Genomic DNA, 15,734 nt, shown 5'->3' on the forward strand with positions numbered 1-15,734 from the left:
GGTCGGCCACGTCGTCCCGCTCGGCGGCCTGCCGGCGTTGCTCGGCCAGGATGGGCGGCAGGTTGTTCATGTCGAGCTCGGTGGTGACGCCGAACTTCAGCGCCTCCTCCAGGTCGCCGTCCCACGCGTGCGCGTGCGCGTCGATCAGGCCGGGCAGCAGGGTCTTGCCGGCGCCGTCCACCTCCACGTCCACCGGCCCGGCGGTGACCTCCGCGATGCGGCCGCCGTCAATGAGGACGTCCGCCTGCGGCACGGTCCGCTCGCCGTCGAAAACACGAACATTACGGATCAAGGTACGCATTGTCGCTCCCATCTAGTTCTATACCTGATAGTACGACATCTAACTATTAGGAGCAAGAAGGAGGGCACGGACCCCGCGGCCCGTGCCCTCCTCACGAACGGATCAGTACGAGAACGCCTGGAACTCGGCCGCCCTGACCTGGTCCCGCTGCGGGCTGGCCGTGGCGCAGTCCGTCGCGGAGTTCGGATCGTCGTCCTGCTCACCCGCGTACAGCGGGTTGCCCGTGCACTGCGTGCTGAGCACACGGAGCATCAGGTGCGTGGCACTCGCGGTCCGGACGTCGAACGACTTGAAGATCATGTCCGCGCCCCTGGGCCGCGGCAGCGTCGTGTGGAACGCGTCCGCGGGGCTGGTGTAGATCTTCGTGTAGTTCGCCGGATCGGCGCAGCCCGACGCGCAGGCCAGCACCTCGAAGGCACGCAGGGAGGAGAAGCGGTTCTGGCCGCCGGGGTCGGCGGGGTCGTTGATGTTGGGACGGAGCATGGAGCTGACCTGCACTCGGCGGATCTTGACGGGCGTGTCGCCCGCCAGGTCCACGACCACCGACTTGCCGGCCGGGGCGCCGGTGAGCGAGGCCCAGTTCGTGGCCTCGGTCTCGTCGATCAGCTTGGCCTGGTTGACGCCGTCGCCCGAGGCCGCGGCGCCGCTCGCCGCCGAGGCGTGGTTACGCGGCAGCGCCAGTGGCAGGGGCAGCTTCACACCGGGGAGCACCGCGAACTTCAGCCGGCGGTGGCCGAAGCCGTTGCCCGCGACCACGAAGTCGTAGATGCCGGGCGTCATCTCGACCGTGTCGGCGAGCGGGGTGGCCGGGTCGGTGTCGGCGACCGGGACCACACGCCCCTCGTAGTCGCCGACGTACAGCCGCAGCGCCGCGTCCTTGGCCTCGCCCAGCGGCTTGAGCTGCAGCGAGCCGTTCTTGCCGACCGGGTTGACGAAGCTCGGCGTCGGGTCGGCGTCGTTCGGTCCGGTGCTGGCCGCGCCCTTGCCCAGGCCGTGCTCGGCGAACGCGCGCCACATGATGTCGTGGTTCTTGCCGCCGAAGCGCATCGCGTCGGCGGCGAGCAGCGCATCACGGTGATCGACGTAGCTGACCGCGCCCGAGGCCATCAGCAGCAGGGCGTCGAACGACACCTGCGCCCAGCGCCGGTTGCCCGGGCACTTCTCCACGGGCGTCTGACCGTCCGCGCACGAGCGCTGCTGCTTGGACGTGCCGTCGCCGTACCGCTTGATGAAGGCGGCGCGCACGTCGAACTGGGTGGCCGACCAGATCTCGCCGTCGGCGTGCACCTGCTGGCCGACGATGTCGTAGGCGACGTCGCTGTAGTTGAGCGGCGACTTCGACATGTCGTAGTTCCTGATGCCGCGGACCTTGTCGCCCGTCACGTAGCCGCCGGTCACGTACGGCGTCACGCCCGCGGGCCGGAAGCCGTACTCGAAGAGGTACTCCATCGCGAACAGGTCGGAGGTGCTCTCGTTCATGGCGCCGGCCTGCGCGCCGCTCCACCCGGCGTTCGGGCCGGCGATCATGCGGCCGGAGATCGCGTGGGTGTATTCGTGGCCGATGACCGACATGTCATAGTCGCCGTCGACGCACGGCGCGTAGAAGGCGCCGGCGATCGGCTGCCACAGGTACATGTTGGTGATCGGCGCGACCCCGTCAGGGCCGGTGATCTGGTTGGCGTTGTCGCGTACCGACAACACCCGCGCGCCCGCCTGGGCGTTGCCCTGCTCGGGGTCGTTGCCGAGCCCGCCCCGGTCGCCGTTGTCCGACTGCATGTTCCAGGCGGTCTCGGTGAAGCCGAGCCGGTACGACCAGTCGTGCATGCGGTTGTGCATGGCGTTCAGGTTGGCGATCGCGGCCTCGAGGTCGGCCTCGCCTTCCTGGTCCAGCACCGCGGGGTTGCACTTGGCCTCGTACCAGGTGTTGCGCCACGGGAACGTGTAGTTCCTGCTCGGCGTGATCACGTTCGGGCGGGTGCCGACGGTGAACGGATCGCCGCTCGCCCGGTTCTCGAACGTCCTGGCCGCGTTGCCGAGGCTGGTGTTCGTCGGCTCGCCGGTGACGTGGTCGACGTCCCACGCCTTGCCGGTCGCCGGGTCGCCGCCGGCCACGTAGTCACAGCCGGGGTCGGGCAGGTGGCACCAGGTCTGCCGGGTGTCGACGGAGGAGTAGTCGTCACGCGGGTTCGCCGGGAACGCCTCCCAGTGCGGGTTGTCCGGGTCCTGGTGGTGGTCGACCAGGTTCTCCCGGACGAGGATGGCGCCGCTGACCGCGTCCACGTGCGTCGTGTACGCCGCCGCCTCGCCGTTCCCGCCGCCGATCAGCACGACCTGGTACGCACTGTGCACGCCGTCGGGCGCGGGCACCGCCACCGGGGTCGCCTGCTTGGTGGCCGCCGTGGCCAGGTCGATGCCGCCGTCCCTGGCCGCGATCTCCATCGCCTGCTGCGCGGTGATCGCGGCGGCCGGGGGCGCCTGCGTGGCACGTGACAAGGTGGATGTGACGTGCCTGATCGTGCCGTCGACGACGCCGACCGCGACGAGCCCGTCCACACCGGCCGGCAGGTCCCCGAAACGCTGCCGCAGCAGCACGGCGTGGCCTGCGCCGATGGGGTTGACCGCGACCCGCTCCAGCGCGTCGACGGCCTCGGCCGGCAGGCCGAAGATGCTCTCGTTGTTCTTGAGGTAGGCGCGTGCGGCCTGCTCGGGGTCGGAGCCGAGGCCTTCGGCCAGGGGTTCGGAGCTGACGACGGCGGCCGGGGTGCCGAGAGCGTTCCAGCGGATCTCCGCGGCGGGGCCCGCCCTGCGGGCATTGGCGCCGGCGGGGGGCGGCACCTGGCCCTGCCGATTGTCCACGTCCGGCTTGCCGTGCTCTTCGGCCTGGAAGTCGTGGACGATGTTCGATTTGCCGGGTTCGCCTTGGGCGGCCCCGGTGGGGGCCAGGGCGGATGCGACTAACGCGACGACGATGAGGGTGCTGCTACGTAACCAGGACTTCGATGACACGGTTTGGTTCCCTCCTGCGTGTCCCGGGGTGCGCGGATCACGCGCACTCGCAAGAGGTAGCACCGCATTGACTGTCTGACAAGATCTGTGTGCGGACCGGCGGCCGGCGCCTCGGCGGACACGAAGAGTCGTTCTCAGCGACCATCCCTTACGTGGAATGCGGGTGCCTTGCCGAGCGCGCGCTCGAAACAGTCGACCAGCGCCGGCCTGCGCGCGTCGATGAGCGCACCCGCCTCAGGATGCTCCAGCGGGAGCAGCGCGTAACGAGCACAGAAATCTTGCTCGTGAGGCGACAGCGAATATTCACGGCCCCTACTGCCTGACGTCCAGCCACACCAGGCGGTGGTCGGAGCTGGGGAACGGGAAGACGCCGGTCAGGCGGGACAGCGGGTCACTCGACACCGGCCAGAAGACGCCACCGCCCGCCACCCGCAGCCGTTTGGCCGGCAGCACGTAGTCGGCGCGGAGGTTCCCGGGCGCGGTGTCGGCGAAGTCGGCGGTGTCGTATTTGGGGTCGCCCTTGTGGGTGGCGTTCGCGCCGCCCTGCAGCGCGGCGGCCTCCGTTGCGCCCCCGCTCGACGGCGCGAACCCGCCGTCGATCGCCGGGTGGTCGAGCAGCTGGTGGATGGCGTCCTGGTAGCTGTCGCCGTCGTGGGGATCGGCGTTCTGGTCGCCGGCGATCACGAAGGGCTCGCCGGGCCGGAGGCCGCCGCGCCGGCCGCGGTCGTCGTAGATGTAGCCGCCGCGGCCCGGGTGCGTGTAGTCGGCCCAGAGCCTGATCTCGTCGTGGTTGCGGCGGCCGTTGCGGTCCTCGGCCCCGTCGAAGGTGGGCGGCGTCGGGTGGCTGACCAGGAAGTGCACGGTACGGTGGCCGACGCGGACCGGCAGGTCCCAGTGACTCTTGGAGGACAGGCGGAACACCTGGAGCTCCTCCGGCGAGTACCAGTCGGCTGGCTCGGGCGTCGCCGGGTCGTCGGGGAGGACGGCGCCGGGCATGTCCTTCCACAGGAACTTCTGGAACGTGCGCACGCCGCTCAGGTCGATCGGATACCTCGAGTAGACCGCCATGCCGAACTGCCCCGGGAAGGCCCCGAAGCCGAACGCGTCGTCGCCGTAGCCGGGCGCGCCGGGCGTGGTCACGACGGAGCCGTTGTTGTTCAGGTCGAAGCCGGAGGCGATGCCGGTGTTGCTGGGAGCGGTGTACCGGTACCGGTAGGTGATCGGCCGCGCGCCGCCCTGCCCGATCGACAGGTAGTTGTCCTGGAAGAGGCGGATGGCCGCGCCGGCGGCGTCGTAGTCGAACTCGTTGATGAGCAGGACGTCGGGTCGGGCCCGCTGGATGATCTCGGCGATGACCTTCACCTGCGTGTTGTCCGGCGTGGAAAGGTCGCTGACGAGCTGGCCTTCGACGTTGCGGTTGAGCGAGGCGTTGAAGGTGGCGAACCGGGCGGTGCGGCTCGCGGCCTCGGCCGTGCCCGGCGCCAAGGGCAGGAGCGCTGCCGCGGCGGCGGCGACGGACAGGACTCGACGGAATATCACGATCTTTCACCTCGCTGAGGGGCTGGCCCGGTGGACCGGATCATGGCATCTCCTATGAGGCCGCGCCAGTGCGCGAAGATAGACTTCTACGGTCAGCCAGGAGTAAGACATGCCGACGTTCCCTCAGGGAAAACCGCGGCCGCGCCTCACCGGGTCGCAGGGGGGCGAGCCGAAATATCAGGCCATCTACCGTGATCTGCTCGCCCAGATCGACGGTGGCGCGTTCGCGCCCGGTGAGCCGCTGCCCGCGCAGCGGGAGCTGAGCGACTATTACGGGGTCAGCCTGATGACCGTGCGGCAGGCGTTGCAGCGGCTGAGCGCGGAGGGGCGCATCGAGCAGCGGCAGGGGCTCGGCACGTTCGTGGCGGGGAACGTGATCCCCTACCAGATGAACAGCCTGGGCAGCCTGGCCGAGGATCTCGCCGGACAGGGGATCGACCTGCGGACGGTGCTGCTCGGCACGCGCCGTGCCCTGCCGCCGGCGGCGGTGCGGGCGGAGCTGGGGCTGGGCACTGACGCCGAGGTCACGGTCATCGAACGGCTGCGGGTCGTGGACGGCTCCCCCGTGATCCACCAGGTGTCGTACACGCCGCTCGACCTGGGCGGGGAGGCCGGGGGCGGCGAGCTGGAGCGCACCCCGCTCTACCGGCTGATCGAGGAGCGGTGCGGGGTGTCGCCGGCCTGGGCCACCGAGGCGATCAGGCCGGTCGTGTTGTCGGAGGAGCAGGCCGCGCTGCTGCGGCGGCCGGTGGGCGATGCGGCGCTCATGAGCACCCGGGTCACCTATGACGCGGTGGACCGGGCGGTGCTGGCGGACCGGGCCGTCATGTGCGCCGCCCAGATCGTGTTCACCACCCGGCGCCAGGTGCGGGAACCGGCCGTCTCGCTGCGCCTCGACGCCTGAGACGACCCGTTCACGTGGCCGCGACGCTTGCGGCCTTTCGCACACCGGCCGCGAGTTCCCTGGCCACCGCCTCGACCGCGGCCAGACCGGACGCCCGGTCCGGGGCGTCCATGAGCGCGCGGACGAAGGCCGAGCCGACGATCACGCCGTCGGCGAAGCCCGCGACCTCGGCGGCCTGCGCGCCGGTGCCCACGCCGAGCCCCACGCACACGGGCAGATCCGTGACCTCCTTGGTCCGAGCGACCAGGTCCTTCGCGGTCGTGCTCACCAGGTCCCGCTCGCCGGTCACCCCCATGAGGGAGGCCGCGTACAGGAAGCCGCGCGAGGACCGGGCGGCCAGCGCCAGCCGCTCCGGCGTGGAGGTCGGCGCCACGAGGTGCACGCGGTCGAGCCCGTGTTCGTCGGCCGCCGCGTGCCAGCCGGCGGCCTCGTCGGGGATGAGGTCCGGGGTGATCATGCCGGCGCCGCCCGCGGCGGCCAGATCCGCCGCGAACCGCGCGACCCCGTAGCGGTCGACGAGCGTCCAGTACGTCATGACGAGCGCCGGCGCCCCGGCCTCCCGTACCGCGGTGAACCCGTCCGCCGGGGTGGCGCCGCCGACGAGCGCCGCCTCGGTGGCCCGCTGGATGAGCGGGCCGTCCATGAGCGGGTCGGAGTACGGCAGGCCCACCTCCAGGACGTCAACGCCGCCGGCCACCATGGCCCGCATCGCCGCCACCGACGTCGCGACGTCGGGAAAGCCGACCGGCAGGTACCCGATGAGCGCGGCCCGCCCCTCGCTCTTGGCTCGTTCGATGGTCGCCCGGGCGCTCATTCGCCGCTCCCCTCCCCCAGCAGGCCGAAGTAGCGGGCCGCCGTGTCCACGTCCTTGTCGCCGCGGCCGGACAGGTTGACGAGCACGATCCCGTCCGGTCCCAGCCGCCGGCCCTCCCGGATCGCGCCGGCCAGCGCGTGCGCGCTCTCGATGGCCGGGATGATCCCCTCGGTACGGCACAGCAGCGCGAACGCCTCCATGGCCTCCGCGTCCGGCACCGACGCGTACCGCGCCCGGCCGATGTCGTGCAGCCAGGCGTGTTGCGGCCCGACCCCCGGATAGTCGAGCCCCGCGGAGATCGAGTGGCTCTCCACGGTCTGCCCGTGCGCGTCCTGCAACACGAACGTCCGGGTCCCGTGCAGGATGCCGAGGCCACCGCCGGAGACGGACGCCGCGTGCCGCCCGGTCTCGACCCCGTCGCCCCCGGCCTCCAGCCCCACCAGCTCCACCTCCGGGTCGTCGAGGAAGGCGTGGAAGATCCCGATCGCGTTGGAGCCGCCCCCGACGCAGGCGCACACGACGTCGGGCAGCCGCCCGGCCAGCGCCAGCGTCTGCCGGCGCGCCTCCACCCCGATGACCTGCTGGAGCTCGCGCACCATCGTCGGGAACGGATGCGGCCCGGCCGCCGAGCCGATCAGGTAATGGGTGTTCTCGACGTTGGTCACCCAGTCGCGCATGGCCTCGTTCATGGCGTCCTTGAGCGTGCGCGAGCCCGACGTCACGGGGATCACCTCGGCGCCGAGTAGCCGCATCCTGACCACGTTGAGCGCCTGGCGCCTCATGTCGACCTCGCCCATGTAGACCACGGCGTCCAGGCCGAGCAGCGCGGCGGCCGTGGCGGTGGCCACGCCGTGCTGGCCCGCGCCCGTCTCGGCGATGACGCGGGTCTTGCCCATGCGCAGGGTGAGCAGCGCCTGGCCGATCGCGTTGTTGATCTTATGGGATCCGGTGTGGTTGAGGTCCTCGCGCTTGAGCAGGATGCGCGCCGGAGCTCGGCCGCCGGCGTGCCGAGCGAACCGCGGGGCCTCGGTGATGAGGCTCGGTCGGCCCACGTACGTGCGGTGCAGCTCGTCGAGCCGCCCCATGAACTCCGGTTCCGCCAGCGCGTCCCGGTACGCGGCATCCAGCTCCTCCAGGGCGGCCACCAGCGCTTCCGGGATGAACCGGCCGCCGAACCTGCCGAAATACGGCCCGGTCCGCCCGGTGAGCGGTGTCCGCGCGGCTTGTGCGTGCATCGTCGGCTCCCCTCTCGTTCAGTTCTAGTCTTCTAGAACAGCTACTTCGAGGCTAGCCGTGCGAACTCCGGCGCGTCAACGGTGGCCGCCCGTGGCGGCCACCGTTGACGTACTACGACAACGCCCGCTCCCCCAGCACCGCGGCCACCTGCGGGGCGACCCGGTCGGCCCAGGCCGCCAGGACCTCGTCCAGGTGCGGGAGTTGCGCTTCGAGCACCGCCAGCCCCGGGGTGGGCACGGTGGCGCCGAGCTCCACCAGCAGTGGCCGCAGGTGCACCTCGACCGCCAGCGCGTGCTTGGGATCCCCCATGACCAGCAGCGGCAGCGCCGCCTTGCCGGCCAGCGCGTCCGCCGGCAGCCGGTCGAGGAAGGACTTGAGCAGCCCGGTGTAGGTGCCCTTGTACGTGGGGCCGGCCACCACGAGCACGCTCGACTCGGCCACCAGCTCCAGCGCCACCTCCACCCCGGGGGACGCACCGGGCGCGAGCAGCTGCGGGCCTAGTGCGGACAGGTCCACCACCTCGTGAGGACCGGCCGTGCCGATCCGCGCGGCGATCGCCTCCGCGGCCGCGACCGCGACGGTCCGCGTCCTGGAGCCCTCCCGGGGGTTGCCGACCAGCGTGACGATGCTCATCCGGCCACCACCAGTTCCTGCCGCGCGGCGTACTGGGACGCGGGCCGGGCCAGGCCGTAGTTGTCGCGGAGCGTGCGGCCCTCGTACTCGTGCCTGAACAACCCTCTCGTCTGCAGTTCGGGCACCACGTGGTCCACGAAGTCGGACAGGCCGGCGGGCAGGATCGGCGGCATGATGTTGAATCCGTCGGCCGCGCCGTCGAGGAACCACTCCTGGATCTGGTCGGCGATCTGCTCGGGGGTGCCGGCGACGACGCGGTGACCGCGCCCGCCGGCCAGGCGGCCGAGCAGCTGCCTGACCGTGAGGCGCTCGCGCCTGGCCAGGTCCACGACCAGCTTGCGGCGGCTCTGGGCGCCCTCCGTCTCGACCGGCACGTCGGGCAGCGGTTCGTCCAGCGCGTCCTCGGTCAGGTCGATGCCGGTCATGTGGGACAGCTGCGCCAGCCCGTACGCGGGGATGATGAGGTCCTCCAGCTCCTTCTCCAGCCGCAGCGCCTCCCGCTCGGTCGAGCCGATGATCGGCGAGATCCCCGGCAGGACCAGCAGCTCGTCCGGCCGGCGGCCGTACCCGGCCAGGCGGCCCTTCAGGTCGGCGTAGAACTCCTGCCCCTCGGCGAGCGTCTGCTGCGCGGTGAAGACGGCCTCGGCGTAGCGGGCGGCGAACTCCTTGCCGTCCTCCGACGACCCGGCCTGCACCAGGAGCGGGTGGCCTTGAGGCGAGCGGGAGGTGTTGAGCGGGCCGCGCACCGCGAAGTGCTCGCCCGCGTGCTCGATCGCATGGATCTTGCCGATGTCGGCATAGTGGCCGCGGACGCGGTCGCCCAGGATCGCGTCGTCCTCCCAGCTGTCCCACAACTTCCGCACGACCTCCAGGAACTCGGTGGCCCTGGCGTAGCGGGCGGCGTGCGCGGGCCGCTCGACGCCGAAGTTGCCGGCCTCGGCCTCGCCGGCCGAGGTGACGATGTTCCAGCCGGCCCGGCCGCCGCTGATGTGGTCGAGCGAGGCGAACTTGCGTGCCACGTGGAAGGGCTCGTTGTACGTCGTCGACACGGTCGCGATGAGGCCGATGTGGTCGGTGACCGCGGCCAGGGCCGACAACAACGTCAGCGGCTCGAGCCCGCCCAGCGCGTTGTGTGCGACGTTGCCGTGCAGGGCCACGCCGTCGGCGAGGAAGACCGAGTCGAGCTTGCCGCGCTCGGCGATCCTGGCCAGATCCTGGTAGTGGCGTACGTCGGTGAGCCGGGCCGGCTCGGTGCGCGGGTGCCGCCAGGCCGCCTCGTGGTGGCCCACGCCCATGAGGAAGGCGTTGAGGTGGAGCTTTCTCGTCACGTTGTCCTCCAGGTGGAGAAGCGGCGCTCGACGGCGACCAGGAGCAGGTTGAACAGCAGGCCGAGCACGGAGATCGTGATGATGCCGGCGTACATGTCGGGGATGCGGAAGCTGGACTGGGTGTCCAGGATGAGGTAGCCGAGCCCGGCCTTGGCGCCGACCATCTCGGCGAACAGCAGCACGAGGATCGAGTACGCGCCCGCCAGCCGCACGCCGGTGAAGATCGTGGGCACGGCGGCGGGCAGGATCACCTTCTGGAACAGGCGGACCGGGCCGAGGCCCATGGACCTGGCCGACTTGATGAGCAGGGGTTCGACGGTCTTCACGCCGCTGATGGTGTTGAGCAGGATCGGCCACGAGCACGCGTACAGGACGAAGGTGATCTTCGTGGTCTCGCCGATGCCGAGGATCAGCGTGAACACCGGCAGCAGCGCCACCGCCGAGGTGTTGCGGAAGAGCTCGAGCAGCGGGGTCAGGAAGTCGGCGACCGGGCGGTACCAGCCGATCAGCAGGCCGAGCGGGATGGCCAGCACGATGGCCAGGCCGAAGCCGGCCAGGGAGCGGGCCAGGGAGGCCTGCAGGTGCTCGGGGAGTTGGCCGCTGATCAGGAGGTCGTACCCGGCGACGAGGCTCTCGGAGAGCGGGGGGACGAAGACGCGGTCCAGCACGCCGAGCCTGGGCAGGACCTCCCAGGCGGCCAGGAGGAGCAGGATGGCCGCCGAGTTGACGGCGGCCCGCCGGGCCGCGCGCCCCCAGCTCACCGCCCGAGCCGCACGTTGCGTCTGCGGGCCGGCCGTGTCCTCGCGTGTCTCCGGACCGGCCGTGTCGTCGTGTGTCTCCGGACCGGCCGTGTCGTCCTGTGCCTCCGGACCGGCCGTGTCCTCGTGTGCTTCGTCGTCGGGCAGGTCGTACCAGTGGAGGTCGCCGGGCGGCGTCTCCTGGCGGGTGTCAGCCATGGGAGATCGCCACCTCTCGCTCCTGGACCTGCGCCGCCGCCACCTCGTCGCGCAGCAGCTTCCACACGTGGTGGCGGTACTCGCCGAAGACCGGGTCGGCCCGCAGGTCACCCTCGCGCGAGTCGAACGCGATCTCCACGACCTCCTTGATCCGGCCGGGCCTGGAGGTCATCACCGCGACCCGCTCCCCCAGGTAGACGGCCTCGTCGATGCCGTGCGTGATGAAGATGACCGTCTTGCCGGTGTGCTGCCAGACACGGAGCAGCTCTTCCTGCAGGGACTCGCGGGTCTGCGCGTCCAGCGCGGCGAATGGCTCGTCCATCAGCAGCACGTCCGGGTCGAAGGCGAGGCTGCGGGCGATGGCCACCCGCTGCCGCATGCCGCCGGACAACTCGTGCGGGTAGCGGTCCTCGAACCCGGTCAGGCCGACGAGCGCGAGATGCTCACGTGCCCGCCGGGCCCGCTCCTTCCGTGGCGCGGCCTTGGCCTCCAGTCCGAACTCGACGTTGGCCTGGGCGGTGCGCCAGGGGAACAGGGCGTACTGCTGGAAGACGATCCCCCGGTCGAGCCCGGGGCCCGTGACGGGCGCGCCGTCGATGACGATCTCCCCTGCCGTCGGCGGTGTCAGCCCGGCGACCAGGTCGAGGAGCGTGGACTTGCCGCAGCCGCTGGGGCCCACGAGCGTGAGGAACTCACCCTCGCGTACGTCGAGGTCCACGCCGGACAGCGCGGTGAACGGCTCGCCGGCGTCCCTGACGGGGAAGGTCTTGGTGACGTTCCTGATGCCGATTCTGCTCATGATCCGCTCCCGCCGGCGTAAGGGTTGAACTCGTTGGTGTAGAGGTCGGCCGCCTTGACCTGGCCGGGCTTGATCTCGCCTTCGCGCTGCAGCCAGTCGATCCAGGTCTGGAACTCCTTCTCGGCGATGACGCCGCCCTTGCCGGCGATGCCGGTGCTCTTCCAGAACTTCACGGTGTCGGCGGTCTCGTTGCGGCCGCGCTTGGCGATGATCTGCTCGAACGTGGCGATGACCTCCTCGCGGGAGTGCGTCTGCGCCCATTCGATGGCCATGGCGAAGCCGCTCACGAAGGTCTTGGTGGTGGTCGGGTTCTCGGCGATGAAGTCCTCGCGCAGGACGGTGGCTCCCGCGGTGAACGGGCCGAGCAGGCCCACGTCGGTGAACAGCGGCCGCAGCCCGCCGCGCTCGAGCGCCTTGTCCTTGAGCACGCCGCCGAGCGTGCCGACGTCGAGCTGACCCTGCCGGAGGGCCTGCTCGGTGTTGACCGGCGGGATCACCACGAGCTGGACCTGCTTGATCTCCTCGGGCGTCAGCCCCTCGCGCTTGAGATACTCCTTGATGACGGCCTCGTGGTGCGCGCCGAGCGTGTTGACGCCGATCTTTTTGCCAATGAGGTCGCGGGCGGTCTTGATGGGGCTGTTCTCGTTGACGTAATAGCCGTTGAAGCTGTCCTTGTCGGAGCCGTAGTAGCCGATCACCGCCTTGATCGGGGCCCTGGCCGCCTTGAGCTTGATGATGGCGCCGTCGAAGGCGCCGCCGAAGTCGGTCTGGCCGGTGGCCGCGGACTGGATGTCCTGGGGTCCCGAGGTGGTGTTGCCCACCCACTTCAGCTTGACGTCGCCGAGAAAGCCGAGCTCCTCGGCCAACTCGGGGTAGGTGACGTTGCCGGCGCTGCCCTGGTAGCGCAGCACCTTCACCTCTGAGTCCGCGGATTTCGCCTCGGCGCCGCCGCAACCGGCCAGGACGGCGGGGAGCAGCGCGGCCATGAGGGCATGTCTGAGCTTGATCACGATGAGTTCCTCTGGGGGAGGGAAGGGGGTCTGCCTGAGGTGCGTGATCAGCGACACTGCGCGCTGGCGACGTGGCCGAAGTCCACGTGCGGGCGCCGGGTCAGGTAGAGGCCGCTCATACGTACGACGCTACGGATCTCGAAAGACAAAGTCAACATTTCCTACATGACATACATGGAAATCCCCCTCGCTAGGCTCCTCGTATCGATCTATGGAGGGCCGATGATCTTCATTACCGCCAAGTTCCGCATCCTGCCCGAGCACGCCGACCGCTGGCCGCAGATCTCCGCCGAGTTCACCGAGGCGACCCGCGCCGAGCCCGGCTGCCTGTGGTTCGACTGGTCGCGCAGCATCGAGGACCCGAACGAGTACGTCCTGGTCGAGGCGTTCCGCGACGACACGGCCGGGGCCGCGCACGTGCGGTCGGACCACTTCAAGCAGGCCCAGCGCACGCTGCCGGACTACCTGGCGGAGACGCCGCGCATCGTCAACGCCACAGTGCCGCAGGACGGCTGGTCGGAGCTCGGCGAGCTGGCCGTGCCGCCGCGGGGTTAGTCCACGCGGACGTTGCCGTAGGTGAAGAGGCTGATCGGGCCGGGGCCGGCGGGCACCGGCCCCGCCGGAGTCCGCCCGCACACCGCCGGCGGCCGAGCCTGGGTAGCGGCCGTTGGGCCAGACCAGGTAGTTGCCACGGCGGCCGGTGATGGCGTCGCGGTACTCCTGACGCACGTCGGCGGGCTCGCGTGGGCGCTCACTGGCTCGTCAGGTCGGCGGCGTCCTGGCGGAGTTGCCTGGCCCGGCGGCGGAGGTTGTCGGCGGTGGCGAGGCAGGAATCCTCGAGCTCGCCCATCTCGCGCCGGAGCCGGACGGCGTGCGAGAGATACCGCTCCACAGACGGGCCCCTCCAGAAGCCCTCGAACTCCCCATGCCGCGCGGGGATGCCGTCGAAAGCGTCGACCAGGCCTTTGGCGTACCTGGTGAAGGCGGACGCGAGCGCCTCCTTCGCGGCGGCGTCCCTGAGCAGCTGCTGTTTGGTCGTCACGGCCTGGCACTCCCTGTCTTCAACGCCTCGATTCCGGGCAGGTCGGTGTTGCTGCGGATGACGGTGAACCACGCCCGCTCGCGCAACCCCTCCGCCCCGGCGCCCGGCTTCAGCGCGTTGTGCAGCGCGTCCGCCAGTGCAGTCTCGTAGGCGGGGTTGCCGGTGTCGGCGTCCAGGAGGACGCCGGACTCCTTCGGGTGCTCGGCCAGCAGTTGCTGGAACGCGTCCGGGTTGGCCGTGTACGCCTGGGCGAGGTTGTGGAGGTTCCAGTCCGGGTCCGTGGGTTCGGCCTCCTGCGGGCGGTTCAGCAGGTTGATGGCCACCCGGTTGAGGAACGTGCTGGATTGGCCGGCCAGCGCGACCAGCGTCGTCAGGACGTCCGCCGGGGCGGTAACCACCATCTCGTACCATTCGCCGCCGAGCCGCCCGGTGCGTTCGGCGCTGGCGAAGGCGGCGGCCAGCTGTCCTGGGGTGGAGGCGGCCGCTCGTCCGAGCGCTTCGGGCTGGAGCCCTCGGTGTTGCCCGGCGGCCTGGGTGTCGATCCACTCGCGGAAGATCTTCACGAACGCATCGGGGCCGCCGAGCCCGGCCAGCAGCGCGGCCGCGTAGGCCGGGTCGCCGACCTTGCCCTTGAGCGGCCCGGCGGCCTTCCTGAGCCAGTTGTCGCCGGGCAGGTACCGGTCGTGGTTCTGGAACGTCTCGGCGAGCTCGTTCGCGTCGGTCACGGCGGCCGACACGGCCTCGGTCTCGCTGCCGAACGGGAAGGTCCCGGTGAGCATGCCCTTCTCGCGTACCGGCACCAGCTGCTCGATGGTGTCGATGCGCCACTTCAGGTCCTGCTGCGACTCGTCGTAGAAGGACCAGGTGCGGTGCATGGCTCCGGTGCCCTGGCGGCCGGCCCAGTCCTCGCCTGCCTCGGCGATGGCCGCGTCGAGTCCTGACCGGGTCCTGGTCAGGGCCTGTTTGCCCGCCTCCATCCGGCGGATCAGCTCATGTGCGCCTCGGGGGTCGATCCCCACGAACTCCCCCATGAACCCTCCCAGAGGGTGTGGTTACAGGGCGGAAGTCAAGCACACCGGGCGTTGCGGCTAGATGCGTTCGACATTCCCATAAGCAACCGGAATCACGCGAGAGGCGAGAGGGGCCGTCGGAGTCGGCGCGGCGGAGATCAGCTGCGCGAGGTCACCGTGGGGGCGGTGATCGCCTACGTCTGAGCCGTCATCCGGTCCAGGCCCCTGACGACGGTGGTGGTCAGGGTGCCGATCTCGGAGATGCCGATGGTCACGGTGTCCCCGTCCTGCAGCGTGAACGGCAGGTCGGGGACCAGGCACGTGCCGGTGGCCAGCACCGCGCCGTCCGGGAAGGAGTCGGCCCGGTACAGGTAGCCGGCCAGGTCGTCCAGGCGGCGGTGCAGCTGCGACGTGGAGGCCTTGCCGTCCCACACCGTCTCCCCTGCCCGGCCGATGGTGAGCGTGATGTCCAGCGCGTACGGATCCGCGACCTCCCACGCGGGCCGGATCGCCGGCCCCACCGCGCACGCGCCCAGGTAGATCTTGGCCTGCGGCAGGTAGAGCGGGTTGATCCCTTCGATGGTCCGCGAGCTCACGTCGTCGACCACCGTGTAGCCGACGATCTCGCCGGCCGTGTTGAGCACCAGCCCCAGCTCCGGCTCAGGGACGTCGACCTCCGAGTCGGCCCGCACCGCGATGCGCCCGCCGTCCCCGGACACCTTCCACGCCGCCGACTTGAAGAACAGCTCGGGCCGCTCGGCATCGTAGACCAGCTCGTACACGTCGGCGGCCCGCTCGCTCTCCAGCACCCGCGCCTCGCGCGAGCGCCGGTACGTCACGCCCGCCGCCCAGACCTCCATCACCCCGTCCACCGGCGCCAGCCTGCGTACCGAGCCCGACGGGTGCCGGGTCCCGTCCGCCCCGGCGCACCGCTCGCGCAGTTCCCCGGACGACAACCGCAACAATTCGCCGACGGTCGTGACCCCGGGCAGCTCCACCACCTGTCCGCCGTCATCGACGCCGACCGCGGCCGCGCCGGTCAGGGGGCTGACGAACCGTACGATGTGCATGGCTGCTCCTAGCTCCGAACATCAGATGAAGACGTCTGTGAAGCAGTTTCCCCTACGGCACTTTTCCGCACCCCTCGGGGGCAGGC

General features: G+C 70.8%; 14 protein-coding genes and 1 pseudogene. 2 read left to right on the top strand and 13 right to left on the bottom strand.

Translation table 11 applies throughout. The features are described from left to right. The 3 genes and pseudogenes from ETD86_RS04420 to ETD86_RS04430 all read right to left on the bottom strand — a co-directional run. Window positions 1-301: pseudogene (locus ETD86_RS04420) on the bottom strand (amidohydrolase family protein); the annotation flags it as partial. 102 nt (window positions 302-403) lie between these two features. Next, window positions 404-3,307: a M36 family metallopeptidase gene (locus ETD86_RS04425; RefSeq protein ID WP_246147619.1), complete on the bottom strand. Its 2,904-nt coding sequence runs from the start codon at window positions 3,305-3,307 to the stop codon at window positions 404-406. A gap of 312 nt (window positions 3,308-3,619) precedes the next feature. After that, a complete protein-coding gene (locus ETD86_RS04430; RefSeq protein ID WP_425465613.1) occupies window positions 3,620-4,846 on the bottom strand; it encodes an endonuclease/exonuclease/phosphatase family protein in 1,227 nt (408 codons plus the stop codon). A 109-nt stretch (window positions 4,847-4,955) separates the two neighbouring features. On the opposite strand from ETD86_RS04430, the gene ETD86_RS04435 reads away from it, so the two are divergent. Continuing rightward, complete coding sequence (locus ETD86_RS04435) at window positions 4,956-5,750, top strand: GntR family transcriptional regulator (RefSeq protein WP_138664796.1); 795 nt, start codon at window positions 4,956-4,958, stop codon at window positions 5,748-5,750. Between the two features lie 10 nt (window positions 5,751-5,760). Here ETD86_RS04435 and trpA read toward each other — a convergent pair whose 3' ends face one another. The 7 genes from trpA to ETD86_RS04470 form a co-directional block, all read right to left on the bottom strand. Further along, a complete protein-coding gene (gene trpA / locus ETD86_RS04440; protein ID WP_138664797.1) occupies window positions 5,761-6,564 on the bottom strand; it encodes a tryptophan synthase subunit alpha in 804 nt (267 codons plus the stop codon). Further along, complete coding sequence (gene trpB / locus ETD86_RS04445; protein WP_138664798.1) at window positions 6,561-7,799, bottom strand: tryptophan synthase subunit beta; 1,239 nt, start codon at window positions 7,797-7,799, stop codon at window positions 6,561-6,563. Before trpB ends, trpA begins: the two co-directional genes overlap by 4 nt. A gap of 112 nt (window positions 7,800-7,911) precedes the next feature. Further along, entirely contained in the window at window positions 7,912-8,433 is a 522-nt protein-coding gene (locus ETD86_RS04450; protein WP_138664799.1) for an NADPH-dependent FMN reductase, read from the bottom strand. Further along, window positions 8,430-9,761 carry an LLM class flavin-dependent oxidoreductase gene (locus ETD86_RS04455; RefSeq protein WP_281286872.1) on the bottom strand — a complete coding sequence of 444 codons (1,332 nt, stop codon included), beginning with the start codon at window positions 9,759-9,761 and terminating at the stop codon, window positions 8,430-8,432. Before ETD86_RS04455 ends, ETD86_RS04450 begins: the two co-directional genes overlap by 4 nt. Beyond that, window positions 9,758-10,717: an ABC transporter permease gene (locus ETD86_RS04460; RefSeq protein ID WP_211369820.1), complete on the bottom strand. Its 960-nt coding sequence runs from the start codon at window positions 10,715-10,717 to the stop codon at window positions 9,758-9,760. Before ETD86_RS04460 ends, ETD86_RS04455 begins: the two co-directional genes overlap by 4 nt. Continuing rightward, complete coding sequence (locus ETD86_RS04465; RefSeq protein ID WP_138664800.1) at window positions 10,710-11,516, bottom strand: ABC transporter ATP-binding protein; 807 nt, start codon at window positions 11,514-11,516, stop codon at window positions 10,710-10,712. The genes ETD86_RS04460 and ETD86_RS04465 overlap by 8 nt, the downstream gene beginning before the upstream one ends. After that, window positions 11,513-12,526, bottom strand: coding sequence for an ABC transporter substrate-binding protein (locus tag ETD86_RS04470; protein WP_246147621.1), 1,014 nt, complete (start codon window positions 12,524-12,526; stop codon window positions 11,513-11,515). Before ETD86_RS04470 ends, ETD86_RS04465 begins: the two co-directional genes overlap by 4 nt. A gap of 222 nt (window positions 12,527-12,748) precedes the next feature. Here ETD86_RS04470 and ETD86_RS04475 point away from each other — a divergent pair, with 222 nt between their 5' ends. Further along, the gene (locus ETD86_RS04475) at window positions 12,749-13,081 is read left to right on the top strand and encodes a putative quinol monooxygenase (RefSeq protein ID WP_138664801.1); all 333 of its coding nucleotides are present in this window, start codon (window positions 12,749-12,751) and stop codon (window positions 13,079-13,081) included. Window positions 13,082-13,277: 196 nt separating this feature from the next. Here the strand turns inward: ETD86_RS04475 and ETD86_RS04480 are convergent, their stop codons facing one another. The 3 genes from ETD86_RS04480 to ETD86_RS04490 all read right to left on the bottom strand — a co-directional run bounded on the left by ETD86_RS04480 (window position 13,278) and on the right by ETD86_RS04490 (window position 15,648). Next, window positions 13,278-13,568 (bottom strand): hypothetical protein, encoded by a 291-nt coding sequence (locus tag ETD86_RS04480; protein WP_138664802.1) that lies wholly within the window; start codon window positions 13,566-13,568, stop codon window positions 13,278-13,280. After that, on the bottom strand, window positions 13,565-14,599 hold the full coding sequence (locus ETD86_RS04485) for a hypothetical protein (RefSeq protein WP_138664803.1): 1,035 nt from the start codon (window positions 14,597-14,599) through the stop codon (window positions 13,565-13,567). The genes ETD86_RS04480 and ETD86_RS04485 overlap by 4 nt, the downstream gene beginning before the upstream one ends. Window positions 14,600-14,772: 173 nt before the next feature. Then, window positions 14,773-15,648 carry a fumarylacetoacetate hydrolase family protein gene (locus tag ETD86_RS04490; RefSeq protein ID WP_138664804.1) on the bottom strand — a complete coding sequence of 292 codons (876 nt, stop codon included), beginning with the start codon at window positions 15,646-15,648 and terminating at the stop codon, window positions 14,773-14,775. Window positions 15,649-15,734: the final 86 nt, after the last annotated feature.

Source organism: Nonomuraea turkmeniaca (genome assembly GCF_005889735.1).
Taxonomy (GTDB): Bacteria; Actinomycetota; Actinomycetes; order Streptosporangiales; family Streptosporangiaceae; genus Nonomuraea; species Nonomuraea turkmeniaca.